The sequence below is a fragment of the Vibrio rumoiensis genome (genome assembly GCF_002218045.2).
Lineage (GTDB): Bacteria > Pseudomonadota > Gammaproteobacteria > Enterobacterales > Vibrionaceae > Vibrio > Vibrio rumoiensis.
The window spans coordinates 1,026,762-1,051,767 of record NZ_AP018686.1; the positions used below are offsets into that span (position 1 = coordinate 1,026,762).

The window sequence follows — 25,006 nt, forward strand, 5'->3', positions numbered from 1 at the left end:
CTTATTCTCCCAAGTAGACGCGTTTCACTTCTGCATGCGACTGGATTTGATCCATATTACCTTCCGCTAAGACATGCCCTTGATGAAGTACCGTGACCTGATCGGCAATTGATCGCACAAACTCCATATCATGCTCCACCACGACTACAGAGTGTTTACCCGCCAAAGATTGCAGCAATTCAGCGGTACGATCCATTTCTTGGTGAGTCATGCCGGTTACAGGTTCATCGACGAGCAATAACTTGGGTTTTTGCATCAATAACATACCGATTTCTAGCCATTGTTTTTGACCATGAGAAAGCACACCGGCTAACAGGTTTCGACATTGTTCAAGACCAATCAAAGATAAAACCCCGTCGATCTCATCACTTTGCTCGCCGGTTAATTTAGCGGTAAAGGTTGACCAAACCGAACGAGTCCCGGTCATGGCCAATTCCAAATTATTCCAAACGGTTAAGCTTTCAAACACTGTCGGTTGCTGAAACTTACGCCCAACACCCGCGTTAGCGATTTGTGCTTCGGACATAGTCAACAAGTTGGTCTTTGAACCTAACCACACCTTCCCTTGATCGGGGCGCGTCTTGCCCGTAATGATGTCCATCATTGTGGTTTTTCCTGCGCCGTTTGGTCCGATGATGCATCTTAGTTCTCCTTGTTTGATATACAGATTTAAATCGTTAATTGCTTTAAAACCGTCAAAAGAAACCGATACCCCTTCCATGTACAACATGATGTTGTGGCGAGTATCAATCAGTGGGTGGTTGACCGGTTTTAAGAAATCAAAAACTTCATCACGGCGCGTGAATTTTTCAAAGCCTTCACCGACTTTTCTGATTGGTGTGACAACCGACTCTAATGCACTCATGATGGCACCTCATTTGGATTATTCTTATTCACTTTGTCGCTTGAAGATGCGTTTTTATTGGCCCATTTTTCAGATAATGCGCCCATAACACCTTTAGGTAGGTACATGGTTGAAAGTACAAAAATGCCACCGAGAGCAAATAACCAGACCTCCGGAAACTCCACCGTAAACCAACTTTTGGCGTAGTTAATCATCAAAGCACCCACCACCGCGCCAAACAATGTTGCTCGGCCACCTAACGCTACCCACACCACAATCTCAATTGAATTAATTGGCGCAAATTGAGCCGCGCTGGTGCTGCCGGCTTGGGTGACATACAACGCGCCAGCAATACCCGCTAATACTGCAGAAAGGACAAACACCCAAAGCTTAATGCTATCGACGTCATAACCGGTAAATCGAGTTCGTAATTCCGCATCACGAATGGCCATCGCGACTCGCCCTAAACGACTGGCAATCACTAAGCGACATATCAAATAACCAATGATCAACGCCACAATGGTTGTCACCAATAAGCCCACTTTGGTGGTGTCTTGTTCCAAACTAAACCCAAGTACATCTTTAAAACCGGTTAAACCACTGCTGCCGCCAAAACCCATTTCATTACGGGAAAAGGCTAACATTAATGCGTAAGTCAGTGCTTGGGTCATAATTGAAAGATAAACGCCAGACACCCGTGAGCGAAACGCTAAAAAACCAAACACGAACGCCAACACACCGGGCACCAACATGATCATTAAGGCGGCAAAAGCAAAGTGATCAAAACCATGCCAAAACCAAGGCAGTTCTTGCCAGTTAAGTGACACCATAAAGTCTGGTAATAACGGGTTGCCATAGACACCACGGTCGCCAATTTCACGAGTGAGGTACATCCCCATCGCATAACCGCCTAGCGCAAAGAAAGCGCCGTGACCTAAACTTAAAATACCTAAATACCCCCAGATAAGGTCGACCGCTAATGCCACCAACGCGTAGGATAAATATTTACCCATTTGAGTCACAGTAAATGAACTCACATGAAATAGATTACTTTCTGGCACCACTAGGTTTAAAAATGGCACCACAATGGCTAAAGCCAATAAAAATACAATCGTGATTTTTCCGCCTGTATCTGAGGCGATAAAAGACCGACGGCTTGCAAAGTTCGACGGGCTACTCATTGAATTGCTTACTACTACACTCGTCATAATGCCTCCTTATTCTGCCGCGCGGCCACGTTGAGGAAATAATCCTTTCGGACGTTTTTGAATGAATAAAATAATGAAAACCAATACTAAAATTTTCGCTAATACTGCGCCTGCCCATGGTTCTAAAATCTTATTAAACAACCCTAACGTTAAGCCTGCCACCAAGGTTCCCCATAGGTTCCCAACACCACCGAACACCACCACCATGAAAGAATCAATAATGTAGTTTTGTCCCATGTTCGGTCCAACGTTGGTTAATTGAGATAACGCGACACCAGCGACGCCAGCAATGCCCGAGCCTAAACCAAACGTCATCGCATCGACACGTTCAGAACGTACCCCCATAGAGCGAGCCATCGCTCGATTTTGCGACACCGCGCGAACCTGCAAGCCCAGTGGGGTTTTCTTGAGAATGGCGACTAGAGCAAGGAAGACCATAAAACAGAAGATAATGATGTATAAGCGGTTATAAGTCAGAGATAACATCGGGTTGATTTGTAACGCGCCGGCCATCCAATCTGGCGTGCTCACCGAGCGGTTTAAAGGGGAGAAAATACTGCGCACCGCTTGTTGTAAAATCAAGCTAATACCAAAGGTGGCGAGCAAAGTTTCAAGCGGACGCCCATATAAACGTCGAATCACGGTACGTTCGATCGCAATACCGACCAAACCGGAAACCGCAAAAGCAGCGGGGACTGACAACACTAAAGCTAAGCCAATATTATTGGGCATGATTTGTTGCATCACATAAGTGGTATAAGCCCCTATCATAATGAGCTCACCATGCGCCATATTGATCACGCCCATCACCCCAAAGGTGATCGCCAATCCAATGCCTGCTAACACTAAAACCGAGCCCAAACTCAAGCCAAAAAAGACCGTTTCTAGGCCACCATAAAAGCTTTGGGTTTGCTTATATTGGTTCAATCCTAGCTTAGCGGCTTCCGCTACGGTTGAGTCCGAATCATTGTTCATCACTTGACTCAAGATGCCATACACTTCTTGCTGCTTTGAGCTGGCAATCACTTCAATGGCATCGAGTTTTTCTGCGGCATTCGTGCTGGTCTGAACTTGATTCATCGCCAAAGCCAGTTCAAGTGATTGTCGCACTTCACTATCGCTTTCCACCTGTAATTGTTGAGCAATTTTCTCAATGGTTTTCGGGTTGGTCGTTCCAAGCAAACTATTAACCGCTTGCAGGCGAACCGTCACAGGTTTGGCGTTAATATCAATTCGTGCGATCACATCTCGAATGTCAGAGCGCAATGAGTTATTGGTGCGCACTTTTGAAAAATCACGGGGATTTTCAATCACAACCGACGCGATACTATTATTATCACCGAGAAGAGGTTGCGCCGTTTTACCTTTTTTCAGATTAGAGATAACAAATAAAGCATCATCCGCTCTACGGTAATAAAGGTCGCCTTCTAACCAAGGGCTTAAAATGGCTTTAGATTGTTCAGTATTCGGTGATTGCTCTAACCATTCAATGGCTTCTTGTTTCACCGAGTTCTTTTTCGATAATAAGGCCGAACGAATATCTGAAAGAGACTGGATCGAAGCGGTCTGTGCAAGCGAAAGCGAACTAAATAAGCTCAAGAACATCATCAACATCACGCTGATTAATAGATCTATTCGAGGCTTGGGGTGATGAATTAAAGAGTGTTTTATTTTCATTATGTCCTATCCATGGCAGTCAAACTTTTTCCATTTTTTGCTATCCCTCCTCACGATGTGAAGGCCTAACAAAAAAGCCTCATTACGTCACTAACGACCTAATGAGGCTTATCGATTTATTTCGCTTCACCGCCTAAACATTGCTTAGTTTCGGTGTTGTAACTGCCACACATGATAGGTGCCGTCCAATCCGAAATTAAGTGCTCAGAACTTGGTAAAAAGTCAGACCATGCATCGCCTTTGACTTCTTTTTCCGTTTCCCAAACCACATCAAATTGACCGTTATCTTGGATTTCCCCAATGACAACCGGCTTAGTAATGTGGTGGTTAGCCAGCATCGTCGCCGAACCGCCAGTTAAATTAGGAACCGATAACCCAATGATCGCATCGCTCACTTTCGCAGTATCGGTTGTCCCCGCTTTCTCAACTGCTTTCACCCATAAATTAAAACCAATATATGTGGCTTCCATCGGATCATTCGTCACGCGTTTATCGTCTTTGATATATTTATGCCATGTATCAATGAAGGCATCGTTGGCTTCAGAATCGACACTCATGAAGTAGTTCCATGCTGCTAAGTGACCAACCAATGCAGAGGTATCCATACCCGATAGTTCTTCTTCCCCAACCGAGAAAGCAATCACAGGAACATCTTCCGATGACACACCTTGCGCCGCTAGCTCTTTATAAAAGGGTACATTGGCATCACCATTAATGGTGGAAACCACCGCGGTTTTCTTGCCTTCTGAACCGAATTTTTTGATATTAGACACGATCGACTGCCAATCAGAGTGACCAAATGGAGTGTAATTCACCATAATGTCAGAATCTGCCACGCCTTTACTTTTCAAATAAGCGGCAAGGATTTTATTGGTGGTACGTGGGTAAACATAATCGGTACCAGCGAGGACAAAACGTTTAACGCCCAGTTCGTTGATCAGATAGTCAACCGCAGGAATCGCTTGTTGGTTTGGCGCGGCACCAGTATAGAAAATATTTTTCGACGACTCTTGGCCTTCATATTGAACCGGATAAAACAAGATACTGTTGTCTTGCTCAAACACCGGTAACATGGCTTTACGAGAAGCAGAAGTCCAACCACCAAAAGTCACCGCCACTTTATCTTTTTCAATCAACTCACGTGCTTTTTCAGCGTACATTGGCCAATTAGATGCAGGGTCAACCACCACAGGTTCCAATTTCTTACCTAATACGCCGCCTTTTTTGTTTTGTTCGTCAATCAGCATTAAAACGGTGTCTTTCAATGTGGTTTCGCTGATTGCCATAGTGCCTGATAGAGAATGAAGCACACCGACTTTAATAGTATCAGCGGCTTGAACGCTAAACGCACACGCACTGATCGCTGCACTACCAGCTAACAACTTGAGGCGAGTGGCTAACGATTGGGTCTTTACTTTTTTGTTCATATAGATATCGCTCCTTGATAAGTAACCAAATACATATTGGGTTACTTATTCAACAGCAAGGAGCATGCCAGAGAGGTAACTTATTCATTTATATAGATATACAAGCTATCTCCCCCCAACTTCCCCACTAAATGGTCTATTGTGGTGCATGAAAATCGCACAACTCACCAAAAAAGTGATATTGCTCGGAAAGCTGATGAGACGGATGAAAGCTTGCACTGTTTATGGGAATCAACAGGGGAGTCAAAAGGCACATGACATTCGCGAATGTATCATCGCACCATAGCGTGAAATGACTCAATCCATGCTCAACATTAATAGAAACTCAATAGGATAAACATGGCATAATAGACATTAAACACGACCCATAAGATCGATAAGACCATCATCATGACTGAACTCACTCTCACACCTCAACAACACGCCATCGCCACTTTAAAAGCCAATTTACATTTGCCCAACGGCGGATTTCATAAATTAATTGTTGAACTTTCACGTGAGTACTTACTTCCTTTTCAAACCGTGAGAAAGGTTTTAAAGCAGTATCAAAAAGCCATTGAAAAGAAAATTAAGCATCAACTTGATGATGTGTCTGATGATGAGCTCACCAAAGATCACTGGCTGAACCTGATACATGCTTCGCTTACAGAGAAAGCGAAAGACAACCTGCCAGTAATGGAAAAATTGCAGCAAAGCCAGCTTTATCAAGATGCCATTCAAGCGCTTTCACAACCGACTCACACACCAGATGAATGTGAAGCGGTGCGCGAACAATTAGCGATGGCTTACGAAATCGAAGTGTATAAACCGCTCACCGAGATGTTGTATACCTCGATATTATATTGGAAGTTACCGGATGACTTATATCAAATGACCGAGGACAAACAGCAAGAATTTGGTGGCTACCCTCAACACATGGAAGCGGTTAGGCATTTATTAAAATTAGCGGAATAATCGGCTAATTATCAGGATCATCGTCAATGATCACTTGTCCATTTCGAGAGTCATAGTAAATAGAGAGTGTCGGTAGTCGGTTATATTTATAAAGGCATTGTTCATTTCGAATATAAATAGCTTGATAGTCTGATACGCTACTATCGGACAAGTTTGAAAGAGTCGGTGCATCATCTAATATGACATTCCACACGGCTTTACAATCAACAACATTATTTAACTTCGGGTTCTCCTCAACACGAAAATACTGTTGTATCGGATAACCATTTGAGTTGAAATCTAATTTACCAGCAGCAGTATTACCCGTAATCGAAAGATCATCAAAGCTGACTCCTCGCGAGCTAGCTATCATAGCTTTAGCTGATGCTAATTGAATGGCACTTTTAAATGCTGCACCATTCGCATTATTTTTCGCCACATGAGCATCTGTTGTGATATCCAAAAATTTAGGTGCCGCCGTTACCGCTAAAATACCAAGGATAAGAATCACAACAACTAACTCAATGAGTGTAAAACCACTTATTTTCATACGAGCTCTCCAATACCTCACTAATCTTATTCATAAAACCAACACGATAGCAACATAAAAACAACAAAAACCAACCTTTGTGACCGGCTGGTTTTATTCTCTCAATAATAATCTTGCTTATTAAAGTAACATCGACAAAAACTGCTGAAATCTTGGATGATCAGGCTTATCAAAGAAGTCATTCGGTTAGCATTAACTATGGAATAAAACGAGGAGCATCAATTTAATAGACTGATATTTATATAGTTATTGAGGGAATAAAGCTTGAATTCGATCGTTCATTTTATGAGCTAAATTATTAAGAGTGAAATGGAATGAAGAGAAAACCAAGACCAGATCCAAGGATGAAAGCGGCTTTAGGCTTAAAATTCGGTTTATGTTTTAAGATACTGGCAACAGCGTTCATTGGGGAATCATTGACTATTGTCATAATAGCGATCTCTTTTAGTTAAGTGATGACGATGTGTAGCCACCGAGAAGAAATATATCCAACAATAATAACGAACTTAATTTAAAAACAATAAGAGCAAAATAATACTTTTATAATTAACCATTATGGGTGATTAATTTAATAATAATCTTGTATGTTTTAATTTATTTACTTAAAGTCCATATAAACCTATAATCAAAAGTTAATAATAAAATCAATAATAAAAGTCACAAGAGCGTCAATGCTTTGTGGCAAAAACGTTCCTTTTTCCTTGCTGTATTACATATAAAGAAAGCCAATGAAAAAACACATGAAAACCAATCTGGCCTATAACCCATGGTTTTATTCTATTTCTAGTACTTTATTAATATTGGTATTAGGGGTATTAATCATTACAGCGCAATCAATCCATTCTTATGATGAAAACCTTATTCAACGGTTAAACTTAGCCGTTAACGTGATTGACCGTAAGCTGAATGATAAAAAAGTGGTTTTTTCAGATATTCACGAACTGCTTGATCAGCCTTGTGAGAGGCAAAATCTGGTTGATATCAAAATGTTATACAACCAATTTCAAACCATTAATATCGTTAAAGATAATAATGTCACCTGCTCTAACAACCCGCGCATGGTCAACCACTCACCAGTGTATGATGTGTCTAATGGTATTCTGCATATTACTATCTCAAAAGTGATTCACCCTGGCGACATTGTATTTTATATCAATGACCTATATAAAGGGTCTGGAGTATTAGCAACCTTTAGCGCCCAAGATATATACTCTTCTCTCGAATATATTTCTGACAAACACCAACATTTCAGAATTAAAGCAGATAACATCGAAATTGATAAAAATGGTCAGGTGTACGATAAAAAAGATACCAAGAACACACATGAGATCCGATCTAAAGAGTATGGTTACACAATAAAAGAAACCACAAAATATAACTACTATCTAAATAACCTCTTAGAGCATTATTTGGGCATTATTATCTTTTTTGCTCTTATCTCAGTTGCGATAGGAAAATATATTCACTCAAGTGCCGTAAAGAACTCCTCTCTTTCTTTTATGAAGAATGCTATTAAGAAAAATGAATTCGTTCCTTTCGCTCAGCCCATTATGGATACTTCTGGTAATTTGACTGGTTGTGAAATATTGATGCGCTGGAAAAACAAACACATTGGCTTTATTTATCCAGATCAATTTATTCCTCTTGCAGAAGAATCAGGCCTAATTATTCCAATGACTAAGCAGCTCCTTTCTAGCTCTTATGATGTGTTTAAATCCTGCGAAGAGACAATCCCTAATGGATTCCACATCGGATTCAATATCAGCGCACAACACTTTGATCCTAAAAATCAAAACGATCTTATCGAGTCTTGCAAACTGTTCTCAGAAGATTCTCTCGCAGGAAAAGTGCATTTAACATTAGAGCTGACGGAAAGAAATTCGATCGAAAACTATGATGACACCCAACTAGTCTTTGACGCGCTGCATAAGATGAATGTTAAAATGGCCGTTGATGACTTTGGTACAGGCCACTCTACTCTGACTTATATACAAAAACTGAGCTTTGACTTTATCAAAATCGATAAAAGCTTTATTGATTTTATCGGAACTGATGCGATATCCGCTCCTCTAGTAGATAACATTATCGACTTATCACAAAGGTTAAACTTAAGCATCGTAGCGGAAGGTGTTGAAACACAAGAACAGTTGGATTATTTAAAAAGCAAGAATGTCGATTTAATTCAAGGCTACTACTACAGTAGACCAATTCCATTGGAAGAGTTTATTGAAAAATATTTTAGTTAAGAGCCATAATTTTTCTGACTAAACAGATCTGACTAAACAGAAAAGCGTATTGCATCGATCTGGCTTCTATTCACAGACGAAATAGATAAATTTATTGTATTATCGATCACTTTTTGTACCAATTTGACATGTTATCCTAAAGAAAATATTTAGGAAGTTTATCGTGCCTACCATAAAAGACATTGCAAAAAAGACAGGGACATCCTCTTCAACCGTTTCAAGGGTATTAAATAATGACCCTAGTTTGCCCTCACAAACAGCCAGCCGTTAACCTCATCAAGCCTATCTAATCTAACTTTATTCATTATTAATACGAGAATGAATAGAGAGGAAAGCTGGGCACTTGGTATCATTAATTGCTTTAATTGTTTATTTTAACGCTTGATTGGACGTAATATTTAATTTTACTTCTTTAGTAAAGAATCATTCCCCTTCTAACTGCATCATAATGTATGAAGATACATTATGATTGACATGATGAATAGTTGAGCGGAAACACCCTAGAATAACATATATTTATTGACAAAATAGTCATTGCTATAAGTAAGGATAATGGACATAATCGGTTCATACCGTTACCTATATTTCTCTATGTAGCTATGAATAATAAAATTAAGAATATATTAAGATACAGACAATGGTTTTTCGCAACCGTTGCTACCGTTGGAATATTTATATTCGGTACGGGGATTATCGTTGTCCAATCTATACAATCCTATGATAGTACCATCCTTAAACGGCTCAATGCGGTTATGTTAATAATTGAAGGTAAATTACACGACACCGATGAAATTATTCAACGTGCCAAACCTTTTATTGATAGCGCTTGTGCAACCACTCAACAAAAGCTTGTCGATATCATCATCGAATATGCTGAATTTCAAACGCTTAATATCGTAAAGAACAATGTTGTCACCTGCTCTACCAATCCTCGTATAGAACAAGTTGCCTACGTGCCTCTAGGCAAACCCAATAATAAGTTGTCTATTGTAGAGTCCTCAATTCTAACTCCGGGGGAAGTTATTGGTGCCATTAAAGAAGTTAATAATGGCAATGGCGTGTTAATCACCATTAATGGAAAAGTATTCTACTCTATTCTCAAAAACCTTGGTGATAGTGATGATTATCAAATTCAATCCTCAACAATATTGTTTGATAAAAATGGGGTCATCCATAATAATCCACCAAAAAGTAATCTCATTGTTACCTCTGAAAAATATCACTTTAGTGTCACATCAAATGCATCACCTAGTGATTATATTAATAACATTATTACCAATTACACCATTATCATTTTATTTATTGCCGTCATTTCTTTAATCATCGGTCGCTATGTTTTATTGAATGCTCAAAAAAACTCTAGCTTGCTTATTATGAAAGAAAGCCTTGCTGATAATGAATTTACCCCTTACGCACAACCAGTGATTGACTCAAATGGTGAATTATCGGGACTTGAAATACTCATTCGTTGGAATAATAAACACCTAGGCCTTGTTTACCCGGATGTATTCATACCGTTAGCCGAAGCTTCTGGTCTCATTATTCCAATGACAACTCAATTGATGGAAAACACCTTCCATCAACTCGCATCAGTAGAAGACAAAATACCTAGCGGCTTTCATATCGGTTTCAATATTAGTGCTCAACATTTTGCTCAAGTAAACCAATCATCTCTCATTACCAGTTGTGAAAAATATATAAATAGCTCGCTCAATGCCAAAGCTCATGTTGTTTTAGAGCTAACAGAAAGACAACCTATCGACAATTACGGTGAAGTTCGATCGGTATTTGATACGTTACATAAGATGGGCATCAAAATGGCGATTGATGATTTTGGTACTGGCCACTCAACGCTGTCATACATCAAAAATTTAAACTTTGATTTTATAAAAATAGATAAGAGTTTTATCGATTTAATTGGTTCTGATGCCATCGCGGCCCCATTAGTGGACAACATCATCGATTTAGCCAAAAGGTTAAACTTGGCTATCGTCGCGGAAGGTGTCGAAACACAAGAACAATTAGACTACTTAAAAACCCATGATGTTGACTACATCCAAGGTTATTTTTATGGCAGACCGATACCACTTCAAGAATTTATTGAACATTACTTAAACAAGAATACTTAAAAACGAACTAAACCAATTGATATATTTTGTTGCAGGCTTCTATTAAGTGTTCAGCCAATAACTTACTTTGATTCGTTAATTGAGGTTGAACATGCAAAATCAAATCAAGTGGTGCAATATTCGGTAAACCATCATCTTGGGTAAGCACTCGATGCAAAGGGGTAACTAAACGTTTTGGCAATAAAGAAAGTCCTAGTCCCGCCTCTACAGCGCAACCAACGCCTGATAAACTGGTTGTAATATAGGCCATGCGCCAACGTCGTCCTAGGGAATCTAACGTGTGTGACATTTCACTTCGATACAATCCTGTGCTGGGCAGACCAACCAAAGGAACGATCTCCTTGTCTAAACTATGTAATGAATAGCCATCAATCCAGCACAAAGGTTCCGCCCATTTAGCGATACCATGCGCGCTGTCTGGGCGGTGTTTAACCAGTGCTATATCTAACTCGTTATTTTGAAACTGAGTCCATATATCGCTGCACATGCCACTTTTTACTTCTAAACGCGTTTCAGGAAAAGCTTTGGCAAACAAAGATAACGTCGGAACTAACTCATGCGTGGCGAAATCTTCAGGGACTCCGAGTTTAATTGGTCTTTGCTCTGCAGTACTCACAGTTTCGGCGATTGCTTCTTCCATCATGGCAAGAATTCGGCGAGCATGGCTAACAATGCGTTCACCTTCCATTGTAGGAGTCGCGTAGCGCTTTTTACGCACCAATAACTCGCAGTCTAATTGTGCTTCAAGCTTGCGGATCTGCTGGCTAATCGTCGATTGAGTTAAGTGGGTACTATCGGCAGCACGAGTAAAACTCCCCGTATCCACAACCGCGATTAAGCTGCGCAATAACACAGGATCTAATGTTGTATTCATCTATCACCTCATCCGACTCTTTAAATCAATTAATCTAGTGGATTTCCCACTAATAGTAATTAAATTATTTAATTTTTAAATTACAACTGTGAAGCGCATAATAAATCTACACTCAAAGTAATTAGAGTTGCAGTGAGGCGACAAGTGAATGAACCGCCGGCAGCAAAGCTGCAGCTTCAAATACGATGGATATATCTTCACTCTCTTGTATGAAGGATCACAAGAATGACCAATAAACACAGCTATTATTCTCCGCAGGGAGGCTTACCTCCGCAAACTCAACTGTTATCGGATCGCGCAGTATTAACCGAAGCTTACGCAATTATCCCTAAAGGCGTTTATAGCGATATCGTGACCAGCTTTTTACCTTTCTGGGAAGGGATGCGCATGTGGGTGATCGCTCGCCCTTTGAGTGGTTTTTCCGAAACGTTTTCTCAGTATATTGTCGAAATTGAAGCCGGTGGTGGTTCCAATAAACCTGAACTCGATCCAGCGGCTCAAGGCGTATTGTTCGTGGTCGCAGGTGAAATGGACATTACTATTGAAGGCGAAAAACATCACATGACCGAAGGTGGTTATGCTTACCTGCCACCAAAATGCAATTGGACGGTACATAATAACAGCAATCAACCGGTTAAATTTCACTGGGTGCGTAAGGCGTATCAATATGTGGAAGGTTTAGAAGTACCCGAAGCTTTCGTGACCAATGAAAATGACATTGAGCCGATTCCAATGCCAGAAACCGATGATGCTTGGGCGACAACTCGCTTTGTTGATTCAACCGATATGCGCCACGATATGCACGTTAACATCGTGACTTTCCAACCAGGTGGTGTCATTCCATTTGATGAAACACACGTAATGGAACATGGGCTTTATGTCCTAGAAGGCAAAGCGGTCTATCACTTAAATCAACAATGGGTTGAAGTGGAAGCGGGTGATTTTATGTGGCTTCGTGCTTTCTGTCCACAATCTTGCTATGCCGGTGGTCCTGGCCCGTTCCGCTACTTATTGTATAAAGACGTAAACCGCCATATGCCGTTTATCCGTCCGACAAACTAATCAACCTACGTACTTCAAAGGTATAAAAAAACCTAGCTTACTCAATAAAGAGATAAGCTAGGTTAACTATGCCCAAATTATAATATTTCGTGGGCATCAAAGGGGGGTTGAAGGGTACACGGTAAAACCGAATACACCGTTATGATGACAGTAACCATCCCAAACAAAAACAGAACAGTTTATTTAACTTTCTTTCCTCATTTCATCATCCCCTTTATCTAACGAATGAATACGAAAGCAAATTTCAGGCGCTTGATAACTCACCTCAATCTTGTAGCCATTTAGCCCACAAAGATTATTAACAATCGATAATCCTAAACCGTAGCGGTCATTTGAGGTTCTCGATTGATCGACCTGATACATAGGCTCTAATAACTGTGATATATCTTGAGCCGTTAATTCATTACGTACTTGGTTTCTTACTTCTAATACAAGTGAGCCTTGATGTTCTGTTAATACTACCGTAACGACTGAGTTATCTGGGCTATAAAATAAAGCATTATCAATCAAATTCACCAAAATCGTGTGGAGTGAAAATGAATCACCAACGACCAATGACTGCTCAATATCGATATGCACGCGCTCACTGACGCTCTCAAACTTAAAAGCCAGCTCTTCTATCACCTCGGTGGTGAGTTGGTATAGATCTATCACCTCGTGCTCAATTTGAATCGTCGCTGATGTCGTTCGCTGTAATAGCAATAAATTATCGACAATTTTTTTCATTCGCTGAGCAATTTTAAGCATATCTTGTTTATAGGTTGCTCCGATACGTTCATCATCAGGATAATGAATATAGACTTCACTCAAACTCATTATTTCTGCAATTGGGGTTTTTAACTCATGAGCAATATCGCCTGTTAAGCGCTTTTCATTTTGTAAAAACGCCTGATTGGCTTTAATAAAGGTATTTAACTCTTTGCGGATCGGCTCGATTTCTTCTACTTGCAAGTAAGGTGTCGGAATCTCTGTCACTGAATTTTGATCATCAATTTTAATTTTCTTAATTTCAGCATTGATCGTTTGTAATGGTTTTAATCCTTTATCTACAATACGCACTGATATGTAACGCATCACAACGATGGAGATAAAAAACGTCACAATCAATAAGGTATCGACCAACATTAACATATGCTCTAGCGAATTAGTTGATTGATAGATTGTTAAATAAACCGGGTGTTCATGTGTCACCGAAAGCTGTTCGGATTCTGGTAAAAAATGGGAAAGAAACGCTCTTCCCTCTTCCCCATTTGGCAAGGTGACATCCAGTAATTGATTGGTATTTAATGGCAGTGAAAGTTTTAACAGCTCAATATCAGGGTATTCAGTTAACGATTGAGACCGCTTTAAACTTTGATTTTGAGTCCAGAGTTGATAATAGTAGATGTCTTCATCTTCATAGTCCGAAATCACCTTATCATCGAAATCTAAATGTCCATTTGAAACCTTAACTAACGATTTCATATAGTTCGCTTTATTGATCAGCGACTTATCGAATTGATTATCAACCCAGCTATCTAGGCTTAAATCTATTGAAAGGTAAACGGCAAAAATAATAATCCCAAACACCACCGAAATAGAATTCACTAAGTTGCGCTTAATCGATGACGCTCGCACAGGAATAATCATTACTTCGTCTCTTCAACGAAATAGCCAAACCCGCGTTTATTTTTAACCGGTAAAACGCCCCCTAATGCTCGGGCTTTTTTTCGCACCGACGATAAGTGCGACTCGATGGTATTTTTCGATAAGTAATCAAACGTCCCAACAACGGCTTCGCTGATCATTTCCACATTCACTACTCGACCTTTGGCTGAAAATAAACATTCAATGATTTTAAATTCATTACGAGTCAATTCGAGCTCTTGATTTTGGTAGCTGAAACTTTTGGTTTCAAGGTCTAAACAAAACCCTCCAACTTGATGACTATTGCCTTGTTGTAGTAATTGCCCGCGGCGTAAGATCGCCAAAATACGCGCATGTAATTCTTCAAACGAGAATGGTTTGGTTAAGTAGTCATCCGCGCCTTGCATTAAACCATCAATTTTATCTTGAGGAAGTGTCTTAGCCGAGAGTATGAGTACCTTAGTCTGAATACCTTGTTGACGCATGGTACGCAAAATACTCATACCATCGACATTGGGCAGCATTAAATCGAGAATAATTAAATCATATTGATGATTCAGTGCCATCGTTAAACCGACAGAACCATCACCCGTTTCATCAACAGTGAAGCCGAGGTTATTCAAACCAACAATAAGACCTCGTCGCAATGCTTCTGAATCTTCAATCACCAATAATTTCATTTTGTCTATTTCCGTATTCAAAACTGTCAATGTGAAAGGGTTATTTGACATCGAGTTCATGATCAAAATAAAGGATAAACAATCACACCCCACACCATGGCTGACATAATCATACTCAGTGTCACCACTGCAGAACCAATATTTTTCGCCACGCCAGATAAAGTGTGATATTCCAAGCCTACACGGTCGACGACCGCTTCGATGGCGGTATTGACCATTTCAGCAAATAGCACAAACATTAACGATAAAATTAAGAAAACCGATTGCACTGCGCTGATATCAAGGTAGCAAGCTAAGACTGTTAATGGAAGAAACAACACTAACTCTTGTTGAAAAGCGGCTTCATTTTTTAGCATCCACTTCAAACCGTTAAAGCTATGCTTTAGGGTAAAGATAATACGCATAATACCGGTACGTTTGACGACAATTTTTTCATTCATATTAATTAGTAAACTCTATTAAATTTATCTATGACAGTTTGAAAATAAATCCAAATCTGCTTGCTTATCTTTGGTTTCAACTCCATACAACCCGATTAAACTGTGAAAAAAGTTATCGTGTGAATAATTAGGTTGTTGAGCTTCCTGTTTTACGCAAGCAGCATCAATGTGTTTTTGTTGAGCATATTGCTCTGGCAACCATAATAACCAAGGCACTGTGGTTTGCTCTTTAGGGGCAATAGCATAAGGCGTTCCATGCAAATATAAACCATTCTCTCCTAATGACTCACCATGATCCGACACATACATCAGCGCGACATTATAGTCCTTAGAGTAGCCCTTCAATTGTTCAATGACTTGCGCCAAAAAGAAGTCAGTATATACCAGAGTATTATCATAAACATTGGTAATTTCTTGGTCGGTACATTGCTCGATATCTTTACGATTACACCACGGGGCAAATTTTGCCATTTCCACAGGAAAACGCTGGAAATATGTCGGCCCGTGACTGCCGATGGCGTGCAAAACGACTAATTTATTCTTATGATCTTTTTCAATAAATTGCTTTGCCGGCTTAATCATCACTTGGTCAAAGCAGGTATTTCCATCACATAAGGTCTCATCACTTCCAGGATCAATATTGATTAATTGAGTATGATGCGCGACGCCTTTATCCCCACCATCATTATCAACCCACAGCGTTTCTACGCCGGCTTTAGCAATAATGTCCACCGCATTATCTTGCGCATTCGCTTTCGCCTTGTTGTATTGAGTTCGATTCATATTCGAGAACATACATGGCACCGACAATGCCGTATAAGTGCCACACGATGACACATCTTTAAATGAAATGAGCCCTAAATCTTTGGTATACGGTTGAGTATCGCGAGCATAGCCATTATCAGTAAAGTTCATGGCGCGCGCCGTTTCACCTAGCACCATCACCACTAGCGTCGGCTTACCATTTTCCGTGGGCATCAGCTTGGCATCATCCCCTAACGATTGGTATGGCAAAGGTTTGGTTAAGTAATTACGTCTGAGATATTTATAAGCATCATAAACATGAGCAGGAATAATCATCCGATTGAGATATTTGTTATTTCGCCCAACCGAAGCGTAATCTTTATAAGTGGTAATCGCGATCACTGAAATCCCAACCAAGGCAACCAACACCAAGATAACTCTCGCCGCAACCTCGCGAAAAATGGATGGCCTATACTCAATTTTTACCCATAACAGCAACAGACTTGGAATGACCCCAAAACCTAATAAGTACAGCACCGAACGAACATTAAAATAGAACAAAATTTCCGAGACATTAGTTTCAATTACATTCTCGATCATTGAGGTATCGAATAACACGTGAAATTCATGCTCGGCATACAAAGCCAGCGCTGAAGTTAATGTCAAAATAATAAAGAAAGGTTTTAAAATAATTGGCAACGCAAAAATGGAAAAAATAACAATAAAGGCAAAAAGTAAAACAAAAGGCGCCGTATAAGGAAACCAAAAATCAGGGACATCCTGACTCAAAGAAAATATTTTAGCCACGATAGGAAAGTTAAGAATAAAGCCATAATAAAAAGCCAGCCATACCACCAAGGTTGTCACTTTGACACTTGGTCGATAAAAACTGTCTGAACCGCATAAACGAGAAATAAACGTCAACATAAGAGTTACACCATAATTAGAATGGCGGCAGCATATGAGCTTAAACTGAAGATTAGCTGAAGATACACTGAAACTTAGCGCAAGATGGCTAAGCCTAATTGCCAAACTATACTCAAGGTGTATGCTGGAGTAGTTGATTTTTCGAAAGAAACGAGGAGAAACGCATGAAAGACACACCACTTGGATTTGTGAAGGGCACAGTGATCAAACGCATTGATTGGGATGACCACTTATTTTCACTACGTGTCCAAGCTCCCGCTAACGCCTTTCCAACTCCTGCTTTCACCGCCGGTCAATTTAGCAAGCTTGCCGCCCTTAACGAGCAGGGTGAATGGGTAAGACGCGCCTATTCTATGGTCAACAAACCTCATCTCACCGACGATCAAATCGAATTGGAATTTTTAGTGATTGAAATTCCCGATGGCAAACTCACGCCATTACTCGGCCATATAAAAGAAGGTGATCAGATATTAGTCGGCACTTTACCAGCTGGCTTTATGACCATTGACGAAGTGCCTGAAACCGCAACCGACTTATGGATGCTTTCAACGGGAACCGGAATCGGCCCATTTTTATCCATATTAGAAGAAGTAGATCAATGTCAACGCTTTGAACATTTAGTCTTAGTGCATGCGGTTCGTACGAAAGCAGAACTCGTGTACAAAGATAAAATCATGGCATTAATGAAAACCTATCAAGGTAGACTGCGCTATGTGCCGATTGTTTCACGTGAAGAAACGCCAGGGGCATTATCTGGTCGAATTCCTCAGCGAATCCAAGATGGTAGTTTAGAACAAGCTGCGCACGTAAAACTCAGTCACGATGAGAGTTTTTTATATCTGTGTGGCAACCCAGATATGATCCATGATACTCGTGATACGTTGCAACAAATGGGCTATAAAAAACACTTACGCCGTGAAGCCGGCCAGTTTAGCTTTGAGAACTACTGGTAATTCCCCTCACCTATACCAACTTAAGCCAAAGAATAATCCAACTACTGCTTATTCTTTGGCTTTAATAACGCTTGATATTCTTTGCGTTCAAACTCTTGGCCATACTTGGCAATGTCATTACATACCTACGTATCCAGTACATCGTCCAGGTACAAACATTCTGGAATATGACAGGGAAAAGGGCTTTGATATTGTTCCTATCTTTTCATTGTCATGTTCAAAAAATCATCACCAAAGTTCGACAATCCCTTGGTATAAACGTCAATTAACGCTGCGTAAGCCGTAACATTGATGTCAGAATTTTCTTCATGTCATCTATGTTTCAAATTAATGTAACACAACTGTCATAATTCAACCCTAAAGTGGCTTTCGTCAACTCAACGACTTAACGGCATGAAGCCATAAAGGAAACTAAGGTATGAAAAAGACAGTAATCAGTGCTCTAGCGATTTTAAGCGCACTAACAGTAAACCCAGTATCAGCCAAAGAAACTATCTCTGCGGTAGGTTCAAGTAGTGTTACTCCGTTAATGGAAGTCTTTGCTGAAACATACATGAAAACCAACTCTGATGTATTTATCGAAGTTCAAGGCCCTGGTTCTTCTGCCGGTATCAAAGCGGCAAAGAATAACTCAGCCGACCTTGGCATGTCTTCTCGTGACTTAAAAGCAGAAGAAAAAGAGCCAACACTTAAGGAAGAAGTGATTGCTCGTGATGGTATCGCCGTTGTCGTTAACCCAAAAAATACCCTAAAAGGTTTAACTGCAGCTCAAATCACTAAGATTTATAAAGGTGAAGTTACTAACTGGAAAGAAGTCGGTGGTGAAGATAAGCCAATTGTAACTATTACTCGTGATACCGCATCAGGGACTCGTGGCGCATTTGAAGACATCATGGGCCTAAAAATGAAAGTCAACGGCATCAAAGTATCGGCTATCTCTCAACGTGCTCAAGTCGCTAACGGTAACGGTGGCCTTAAAACCATGGTCGCAAGCAACCCATACGCAATCGGATACATCTCTTTAGGCTCTGTAGATAATACGGTTCACCCTCTTGCGGTAGACGGTGTTGAAGCGAATGTTGCTAACGTTAAAAATGGCTCTTATAAAGTAGCGCGTCCTTTCTTAGTGCTTTACCACGAAGGTAAACCAACGCCAACAACACAAAAATTCCTAGATTGGATGTTAACCAAAGATGCTCAAAAATTAGTATCGTCTAACGGTTACATCGACATTCACTAAGCAACACCTTTAACTTTAATTGCTCAGCTCGTAAGGGCTGGGCTTATTTTCCATCTCGGGATACTTACCATATCCACCGTAATTAGATTAGCAGCGACGACAACAAAACTGCGACTTTAAATACGATGGGTAGAAGCATTTTTCGATATGTGAGTTTTGATTATGACCATCGCCACTTATAGTGACCAAACAACAGATAGTGACAAGCTTATGAATACTGTCGCAAACTCAGAAGGCCAAACTTCTGAACACAATGGCAACCTACGCCAGAAAAAAGGCATTGATTGGAAAGAGAAAATTTTCCACGGCTTATTTCTTGGCAGTGCCATCATTGGTATCGTTTCTCTTGCTCTTATTGCCTACTTCATCATTGCTGAAAGTATCCCTGCGTTTAAAGCCGTGGGCGTTTCTGGCATCGTATTAGGTGATAACTGGCTACCACCGGCATTGTACGGTGTTTACACCATGATCGTCGCCTCGGTTGTTTCTACCTTAGGCGCCGTTCTTCTTGGCGTACCCGTTGGGCTATTAACCGCAATATTTATTGCTGAAGTTGCCCCTAAACGTGTTGCGGATGTGATTCGTCCTGCGGTTGAATTATTAGCAGGTATTCCCTCGGTGGTATACGGCTTCTTTGGTCTCGTGATCATCGTACCGTTAATTCAGCAAATCTTTGAAGTGCCCGCCGGTAACACCATTCTAGCCGGTATCATTGTGCTAGGTGTAATGATTCTACCGACCGTGATCACCGTTTCAGAAACGTCGATTCGCGCCGTGCCACATGCCTATAAAGAAGCATCTCTGGCGCTTGGCGCTTCAAAAACATTCACCATATTTAAAATCCTCCTACCTGCTGCTCGCTCAGGGATCATGACTGGTGTCATCTTAGGTATCGCCCGCGCGTTAGGTGAAACCATGGCCATTATTATGGTAATGGGCAATGCACCGGCCATGCCAGAAGGCATTCTTGACTCCGCTCGAACCTTAACCGCGAACATTGCCATTGAAATGTCTTACGCAAGTGGTATTCACGCCAACGCGCTTTATGCAACAGGTGTGGTGCTATTAGCCTTCATCATGATTTTAAATGCTGCTCTTCTGTACCTTAACCGTCAGAAAGCGAGGTAAGCACTATGAATTTCGCAAAAGACTCAGATTTACTTAAACTGAAAAAACAGCGTAAAAATAAAGATTTAATTTTAAATGTATTTATTTGGATTTCGGCAGGTTTAACCGTTGGGTTCTTGTTCTGGATTATCTGGTACATTTTATCCAATGGCCTACAGTATGTAGATTGGAACTTCATCACTGACGACTACACTCGCACCGGTGAACAACACGGTATTTTCCCAATGATCGTTGCCACCATCTATATGGTGATTGCCTCCATTGCGGTAGCAGCTCCGCTCGGCATTATGACGGCGATCTACCTAACCGAATACGCCAAACCGGGCAGTAAGTTAGTTAAAATTATCCGTTTTTGTACCGAATCGCTCGCCGGTATTCCATCGATCATCTTTGGTTTATTTGGTATGACCTTCTTTGTGGCAGTACTAGGGTTTGGTTTCTCAATTTTATCTGGCGCTTTAACGCTCAGTATTTTGATCCTACCAGTCATCATCCGTACGACCGAAGAAGCATTAATGGCGGTTTCACAAACCTATCGTGAAGGCTCTTATGGCCTTGGCGCGTCAAAAATCTACACCATCTGGCGTTTAATCTTGCCAAGTGCAATGCCAGGTATTTTAACGTCGGTCATTCTAAGTATTGGGCGTGTTATCGGTGAATCTGCGCCGGTTTTCTTAACCGCGGGTATGGTTGCTCGTATTCCAGAATCACTATTTGATTCAGGTCGTACCTTAACCGTTCACCTTTATAAATTGACGACTGAGCTATTTTCAGTCGATGAATGGAATCAAGCTTACGGTACCGCTACTGTTCTGATTGTGTTGGTTCTTTTCATCAACATGCTGACTAAGTTAATCGCTAGCCGCTTCAATAAAGCGAACTACTGATTTACAAAGGTCTAATTTATAAGCTCGTATTTACCAACGCGAATTCAACTTAAATGAATGATAAGTAGTGGCTAGATAACCCTATCAGCGGCTACCACGACAAAGAGATATCACAATGAATAAATTTAACATCGAAAACCTAGATCTTTTTTACGGCGATAACCAAGCACTAAAAAGCATTAACTTGCCTATTCCACAAAAGAAAGTCACGGCGCTTATTGGACCTTCAGGCTGTGGTAAATCTACCCTACTTCGTTGCTTAAACCGCATGAATGATTTAATCGCAGGTGTCAAAATCACCGGTAAAGTAACCATGGATGAGCACGATATCTATGGCAACATCGACGTTTCTGACCTACGCATCAAAGTTGGCATGGTATTCCAAAAGCCGAACCCATTCCCAATGAGCATTTATGAAAACGTCGCGTATGGTTTACGTGCCCAAGGGATTAAAGACAAAAAACACATTGATTCTGTCGTCGAAAAGTCACTACGTGGCGCGGCATTATGGGATGAAGTGAAAGATCGTTTGAAATCACACGCATTTGGTTTATCTGGTGGTCAGCAGCAGCGTTTATGTATTGCTCGTACCATTGCAATGCAACCAGATGTGATTTTAATGGATGAACCAACATCCGCGCTTGATCCTATTGCGACACATAAAATTGAAGAGTTGATGGAATCTCTAAAGAAAGAGTTCACTATTGTCATCGTGACTCACTCAATGCAACAAGCTCGCCGGATTTCAGACCGCACCGCGTTTTTCTTGATGGGCGAACTGGTTGAGCATGATGAAACACAAATTATCTTCAGTAACCCAAAAGATGACCGTACCCAAGGCTATGTCAATGGTGACTTTGGTTAATGAATCAATCTTATTACTCAAAGAGCTAGTCTGGCGCTATGCCTAGCTCAATAAATAACTATAAAAAAGCGATGGAACGTTTGCCCCTTACTGAGGGGCTTTTTTATCGGTATATAGACGACACCTACAACATACCTAGCACATACAAAAAGAGGGCAAGCGCAAAGCTTACCCTCCCTCTTACAACCTGTATCTGTCAGCTTGTGTATCTTAAGCTTTCAAGCTAGACATAAAGTGTAACTCATAAGAAAGCAGACGATTGTTGATCACAAACTCATCATGATTAATCTCTACATCTCGGAACAAGAAATTACTATATTTCACAAACAAGAAATAGAACACTGACATTGGGATCCCTGCTTCATAATGGCTTTCTACAATCTTCATCCGGTAATGGTGTAAGTTGTCATTTTCACGGGTGCATGAATAAATCATTTTTAAATAATTACTGATTAGATAATTTAACTTGCCATGGTAAGCCGATAAAACCGCTTCATTTAACTCGCTTTGCAACAAATGCTCTGCTTGTATAAAATCAAGCTTATCAACCATATCCAATTTAATATCTTGCTCTGCTGACGATAAGTTAATATTGAAACTATCAAACTCGTAGCAAATAGTATCAATCTTATCAATAGACTTCTTGTTCATCAGAATTGAGTCTGCTTCTTTGATTGATTGAGACAACGTTTCATGGCTATTTTCACCAAATAAAACATAGCCACCACTAACAGAAAACACCGGAATAGAATTCACTTTACAGTCATAAGCCAGTTTTTGATTCAAACGGATCATAAACTGTTCCGGATCAAATTCATTCTTAGTATCAATATATAAGACGATTAAAAACTCATCTCCGCCTAAACGCACAATATCATCGTGAGGCTGACAAATATGCTTAGCCGCTTTAGCGATTAACACAATAGCTTTATCGCCAGTATCATGACCGTATTTATCATTGATCTGTTTAAATTTATTGGCATCAATAGAGAAAATATGCGCGCCTTTATTATTGTTAAGCGCTTTATCAATTTTCTTATATACCTTCTGATACAAACCATGGCGGTTGTACACTTGGGTCAATGAATCAAAAAATTGCTTATCGCTTTCACGAATACCACGCAGCATTTGTTGCAAAATAGTGTAGCTAAATAACAAAACAAAAAGTGGCATGAAAAACAAGTAAGGTTGTTCATCAAAAATTAAGCTGATCATCGCAGTAAGAGGCACGGATAAACGCGCTTTCATTTCACCAAATTGAGTTTTGCTCTTAGCGGAAGGTGTTGATTCAAACCTTAATATCTTACGACCATCTAAATTAATAGAGGGCGTTCAGAATTCTGTGTCAGTTAATTTTGACTAAATATCTAAGACGTCATCCAAACGACCTTCAAAATGAATCGCCAGTTGAGACAATGTCATATTCCAGTTCTGGATTGGCATTGTCCACTTCTTAGACGCATTCAATATCCCAGCATACAACAGCTTAAGCAAGCTGTTTTCATTTGGAAAACCACCTTTAGTTTTGGTCAGCTTTCGAAACTGACGATGTACCGCCTCAATAGCATTGGTGGTATATATGGCTTTCCGAACATACTCTGGATATTTAAAGTAAACCGACAGGTTTACCCATTTATTACGCCATGAGCGTAATACTATTGGATATTGTTGGCCCCACTTAGCTTCTAATCGGTCTAACTCTATTTCAGCTGCTTCCTTAGTTACCGCTCGATAAACTGGTTTCAGATCTGCCATAAACTCTTTTTGGTGCTTAGATGCGACATATTTTATTGAGTTCCGAATTTGATGGACGATGCACAATTGAACTTCAGTATTTGGATAAATTGTGGCAATGGCTTCAGGGAAGCCAACCAAGCCATCTACGCAACTGATTAAAATATCCTCAACCCCTCGATTATGTAAATCAGTTAAAACTGATAGCCAATAATTTGCGCCTTCAGACTCTGATAGGTATAACCCAAGTAGTTCTTTTTTACCGTCGATATTCAAGCCTAAGATTGTGTATATCGCTTTACTGACATAACGACCATCCTCTCTAATTTTATAGTGGATGGCATCAAGCCAAATGAACGGGTATATAGCGTCTAATGGACGCTGCTGCCATTCTTTAAGCTCTGGTATTAAGCGGTCTGTGACAGCAGTAATTGTGGCCTCAGAGACGTCGATACCATACATATCTTCAACATGTCCTCGAATATCACGATAGCTCATTCCTAACGAGAACATAGAAAGGATTTTACGATCAATTTCATCAGTCAGCTTGGTTTGATTTTTCTTGATAAGTTGAGGTTCAAAAGAGCCTGAACGGTCGCGAGGAGTATCAAGTTCAAATGCTCCGACAGAAGACTTAACAGTCTTCTTAGAGGTTCCATTTTTACGATTTGGCTGGTCATCATTATCGATGTGTTGTGCAAGCTCAGCTTTTAAAGCAGCTTCCGTAATTTGCTTGATAAGAGGAGTTAAAAAGCCATCTTTGCCTGTTAAATCTTGTCCAGATTGAAGAGCTTTAATGGCTTGCTCTAGATCGAAATCATTATTCATGTGT

At 40.3% G+C, this 25,006-nt stretch carries 22 protein-coding genes; 10 read left to right on the forward strand and 12 right to left on the reverse strand.

Annotated features, from left to right (window positions below; translation table 11 throughout):
* Position 1: 1 nt before the first annotated feature.
* The 4 genes from urtD to urtA form a co-directional block, all read right to left on the reverse strand.
* The gene (gene urtD, locus VRUMOI_RS17070; protein ID WP_089137834.1) at positions 2-865 is read right to left on the reverse strand and encodes an urea ABC transporter ATP-binding protein UrtD; all 864 of its coding nucleotides are present in this window, start codon (positions 863-865) and stop codon (positions 2-4) included.
* Positions 862-2,025 (reverse strand): urea ABC transporter permease subunit UrtC, encoded by a 1,164-nt coding sequence (gene urtC, locus VRUMOI_RS17075; protein ID WP_089137861.1) that lies wholly within the window; start codon positions 2,023-2,025, stop codon positions 862-864. The genes urtD and urtC overlap by 4 nt, the downstream gene beginning before the upstream one ends.
* Positions 2,026-2,061: 36 nt before the next feature.
* Positions 2,062-3,666, reverse strand: coding sequence for an urea ABC transporter permease subunit UrtB (urtB, locus tag VRUMOI_RS17080; protein WP_089137862.1), 1,605 nt, complete (start codon positions 3,664-3,666; stop codon positions 2,062-2,064).
* 179 nt (positions 3,667-3,845) lie between these two features.
* A complete protein-coding gene (urtA, locus tag VRUMOI_RS17085) occupies positions 3,846-5,156 on the reverse strand; it encodes an urea ABC transporter substrate-binding protein (protein WP_089137835.1) in 1,311 nt (436 codons plus the stop codon).
* 390 nt (positions 5,157-5,546) lie between these two features.
* On the opposite strand from urtA, the gene VRUMOI_RS17090 reads away from it, so the two are divergent.
* A complete protein-coding gene (locus VRUMOI_RS17090; protein WP_089137836.1) occupies positions 5,547-6,110 on the forward strand; it encodes a hypothetical protein in 564 nt (187 codons plus the stop codon).
* Between the two features lie 4 nt (positions 6,111-6,114).
* On the opposite strand, the gene VRUMOI_RS19655 is transcribed toward VRUMOI_RS17090, so the two are convergent.
* The gene (locus tag VRUMOI_RS19655; protein WP_089137837.1) at positions 6,115-6,639 is read right to left on the reverse strand and encodes a pilus assembly FimT family protein; all 525 of its coding nucleotides are present in this window, start codon (positions 6,637-6,639) and stop codon (positions 6,115-6,117) included.
* Between the two features lie 728 nt (positions 6,640-7,367).
* Here VRUMOI_RS19655 and VRUMOI_RS17105 point away from each other — a divergent pair.
* The 3 genes from VRUMOI_RS17105 to VRUMOI_RS17115 all read left to right on the forward strand — a co-directional run bounded on the left by VRUMOI_RS17105 (position 7,368) and on the right by VRUMOI_RS17115 (position 11,014).
* The gene (locus VRUMOI_RS17105; RefSeq protein WP_089137838.1) at positions 7,368-8,885 is read left to right on the forward strand and encodes an EAL domain-containing protein; all 1,518 of its coding nucleotides are present in this window, start codon (positions 7,368-7,370) and stop codon (positions 8,883-8,885) included.
* A 163-nt stretch (positions 8,886-9,048) separates the two neighbouring features.
* Complete coding sequence (locus VRUMOI_RS19785) at positions 9,049-9,156, forward strand: LacI family DNA-binding transcriptional regulator (protein WP_197712965.1); 108 nt, start codon at positions 9,049-9,051, stop codon at positions 9,154-9,156.
* A 481-nt stretch (positions 9,157-9,637) separates the two neighbouring features.
* Positions 9,638-11,014: an EAL domain-containing protein gene (locus VRUMOI_RS17115; RefSeq protein ID WP_231897535.1), complete on the forward strand. Its 1,377-nt coding sequence runs from the start codon at positions 9,638-9,640 to the stop codon at positions 11,012-11,014.
* A 7-nt stretch (positions 11,015-11,021) separates the two neighbouring features.
* Here VRUMOI_RS17115 and VRUMOI_RS17120 read toward each other — a convergent pair whose 3' ends face one another.
* Positions 11,022-11,888 carry a LysR family transcriptional regulator gene (locus VRUMOI_RS17120; protein WP_089137841.1) on the reverse strand — a complete coding sequence of 289 codons (867 nt, stop codon included), beginning with the start codon at positions 11,886-11,888 and terminating at the stop codon, positions 11,022-11,024.
* A gap of 225 nt (positions 11,889-12,113) precedes the next feature.
* Between VRUMOI_RS17120 and VRUMOI_RS17125 the strand changes: the two genes are divergently transcribed.
* Positions 12,114-12,950 (forward strand): bifunctional allantoicase/(S)-ureidoglycine aminohydrolase, encoded by an 837-nt coding sequence (locus VRUMOI_RS17125; RefSeq protein WP_089137842.1) that lies wholly within the window; start codon positions 12,114-12,116, stop codon positions 12,948-12,950.
* Positions 12,951-13,133: 183 nt separating this feature from the next.
* Here the strand turns inward: VRUMOI_RS17125 and VRUMOI_RS17130 are convergent, their stop codons facing one another.
* From VRUMOI_RS17130 to VRUMOI_RS17145, 4 genes are all read right to left on the reverse strand, one after another.
* Complete coding sequence (locus tag VRUMOI_RS17130; RefSeq protein ID WP_089137843.1) at positions 13,134-14,579, reverse strand: sensor histidine kinase; 1,446 nt, start codon at positions 14,577-14,579, stop codon at positions 13,134-13,136.
* Entirely contained in the window at positions 14,579-15,256 is a 678-nt protein-coding gene (locus tag VRUMOI_RS17135) for a response regulator transcription factor (protein WP_089137844.1), read from the reverse strand. Before VRUMOI_RS17135 ends, VRUMOI_RS17130 begins: the two co-directional genes overlap by 1 nt.
* A gap of 62 nt (positions 15,257-15,318) precedes the next feature.
* Entirely contained in the window at positions 15,319-15,696 is a 378-nt protein-coding gene (locus VRUMOI_RS17140) for a diacylglycerol kinase (RefSeq protein ID WP_089137845.1), read from the reverse strand.
* A gap of 24 nt (positions 15,697-15,720) precedes the next feature.
* The gene (locus VRUMOI_RS17145) at positions 15,721-17,367 is read right to left on the reverse strand and encodes a phosphoethanolamine transferase (RefSeq protein WP_197712966.1); all 1,647 of its coding nucleotides are present in this window, start codon (positions 17,365-17,367) and stop codon (positions 15,721-15,723) included.
* Positions 17,368-17,531: 164 nt separating this feature from the next.
* Here VRUMOI_RS17145 and VRUMOI_RS17150 point away from each other — a divergent pair, with 164 nt between their 5' ends.
* The 5 genes from VRUMOI_RS17150 (at position 17,532) to pstB (ending at position 22,440) form a co-directional block, all read left to right on the forward strand.
* Entirely contained in the window at positions 17,532-18,320 is a 789-nt protein-coding gene (locus tag VRUMOI_RS17150; RefSeq protein ID WP_089137846.1) for a ferredoxin--NADP reductase, read from the forward strand.
* A 418-nt stretch (positions 18,321-18,738) separates the two neighbouring features.
* On the forward strand, positions 18,739-19,560 hold the full coding sequence (locus VRUMOI_RS17155) for a phosphate ABC transporter substrate-binding protein (RefSeq protein WP_089137847.1): 822 nt from the start codon (positions 18,739-18,741) through the stop codon (positions 19,558-19,560).
* Between the two features lie 162 nt (positions 19,561-19,722).
* Positions 19,723-20,688 (forward strand): phosphate ABC transporter permease subunit PstC, encoded by a 966-nt coding sequence (pstC, locus tag VRUMOI_RS17160; RefSeq protein WP_089137848.1) that lies wholly within the window; start codon positions 19,723-19,725, stop codon positions 20,686-20,688.
* Between the two features lie 5 nt (positions 20,689-20,693).
* The gene (gene pstA, locus VRUMOI_RS17165; RefSeq protein ID WP_089137849.1) at positions 20,694-21,575 is read left to right on the forward strand and encodes a phosphate ABC transporter permease PstA; all 882 of its coding nucleotides are present in this window, start codon (positions 20,694-20,696) and stop codon (positions 21,573-21,575) included.
* Between the two features lie 115 nt (positions 21,576-21,690).
* Positions 21,691-22,440 carry a phosphate ABC transporter ATP-binding protein PstB gene (gene pstB / locus VRUMOI_RS17170; RefSeq protein ID WP_089137850.1) on the forward strand — a complete coding sequence of 250 codons (750 nt, stop codon included), beginning with the start codon at positions 21,691-21,693 and terminating at the stop codon, positions 22,438-22,440.
* Positions 22,441-22,650: 210 nt separating this feature from the next.
* Here the strand turns inward: pstB and VRUMOI_RS17175 are convergent, their stop codons facing one another.
* Both VRUMOI_RS17175 and VRUMOI_RS17180 read right to left on the reverse strand, forming a co-directional pair.
* On the reverse strand, positions 22,651-23,688 hold the full coding sequence (locus VRUMOI_RS17175) for a GGDEF domain-containing protein (protein WP_089137851.1): 1,038 nt from the start codon (positions 23,686-23,688) through the stop codon (positions 22,651-22,653).
* Positions 23,689-23,799: 111 nt separating this feature from the next.
* Positions 23,800-25,002, reverse strand: coding sequence for an IS256 family transposase (locus tag VRUMOI_RS17180; RefSeq protein ID WP_105903604.1), 1,203 nt, complete (start codon positions 25,000-25,002; stop codon positions 23,800-23,802).
* Positions 25,003-25,006: the final 4 nt, after the last annotated feature.

Coding starts and splice junctions, on each gene's coding strand:
- urtD (WP_089137834.1), bottom strand. CDS start 865: ATGAGTGCATTAGAGTCGGTTGTCACACCAATCAGAAAAGTCGGTGAA.
- urtC (WP_089137861.1), bottom strand. CDS start 2,025: ATGAGTAGCCCGTCGAACTTTGCAAGCCGTCGGTCTTTTATCGCCTCA.
- urtB (WP_089137862.1), bottom strand. CDS start 3,666: ATGTTGATGATGTTCTTGAGCTTATTTAGTTCGCTTTCGCTTGCACAG.
- urtA (WP_089137835.1), bottom strand. CDS start 5,156: ATGAACAAAAAAGTAAAGACCCAATCGTTAGCCACTCGCCTCAAGTTG.
- VRUMOI_RS17090 (WP_089137836.1), top strand. CDS start 5,547: ATGACTGAACTCACTCTCACACCTCAACAACACGCCATCGCCACTTTA.
- VRUMOI_RS19655 (WP_089137837.1), bottom strand. CDS start 6,639: ATGAAAATAAGTGGTTTTACACTCATTGAGTTAGTTGTTGTGATTCTT.
- VRUMOI_RS17105 (WP_089137838.1), top strand. CDS start 7,368: ATGAAAAAACACATGAAAACCAATCTGGCCTATAACCCATGGTTTTAT.
- VRUMOI_RS17115 (WP_231897535.1), top strand. CDS start 9,638: ATGTTAATAATTGAAGGTAAATTACACGACACCGATGAAATTATTCAA.
- VRUMOI_RS17120 (WP_089137841.1), bottom strand. CDS start 11,888: ATGAATACAACATTAGATCCTGTGTTATTGCGCAGCTTAATCGCGGTT.
- VRUMOI_RS17125 (WP_089137842.1), top strand. CDS start 12,114: ATGACCAATAAACACAGCTATTATTCTCCGCAGGGAGGCTTACCTCCG.
- VRUMOI_RS17130 (WP_089137843.1), bottom strand. CDS start 14,579: ATGATTATTCCTGTGCGAGCGTCATCGATTAAGCGCAACTTAGTGAAT.
- VRUMOI_RS17135 (WP_089137844.1), bottom strand. CDS start 15,256: ATGAAATTATTGGTGATTGAAGATTCAGAAGCATTGCGACGAGGTCTT.
- VRUMOI_RS17140 (WP_089137845.1), bottom strand. CDS start 15,696: ATGAATGAAAAAATTGTCGTCAAACGTACCGGTATTATGCGTATTATC.
- VRUMOI_RS17145 (WP_197712966.1), bottom strand. CDS start 17,367: ATGTTGACGTTTATTTCTCGTTTATGCGGTTCAGACAGTTTTTATCGA.
- VRUMOI_RS17150 (WP_089137846.1), top strand. CDS start 17,532: ATGAAAGACACACCACTTGGATTTGTGAAGGGCACAGTGATCAAACGC.
- VRUMOI_RS17155 (WP_089137847.1), top strand. CDS start 18,739: ATGAAAAAGACAGTAATCAGTGCTCTAGCGATTTTAAGCGCACTAACA.
- pstC (WP_089137848.1), top strand. CDS start 19,723: ATGACCATCGCCACTTATAGTGACCAAACAACAGATAGTGACAAGCTT.
- pstA (WP_089137849.1), top strand. CDS start 20,694: ATGAATTTCGCAAAAGACTCAGATTTACTTAAACTGAAAAAACAGCGT.
- pstB (WP_089137850.1), top strand. CDS start 21,691: ATGAATAAATTTAACATCGAAAACCTAGATCTTTTTTACGGCGATAAC.
- VRUMOI_RS17175 (WP_089137851.1), bottom strand. CDS start 23,688: ATGAAAGCGCGTTTATCCGTGCCTCTTACTGCGATGATCAGCTTAATT.
- VRUMOI_RS17180 (WP_105903604.1), bottom strand. CDS start 25,002: ATGAATAATGATTTCGATCTAGAGCAAGCCATTAAAGCTCTTCAATCT.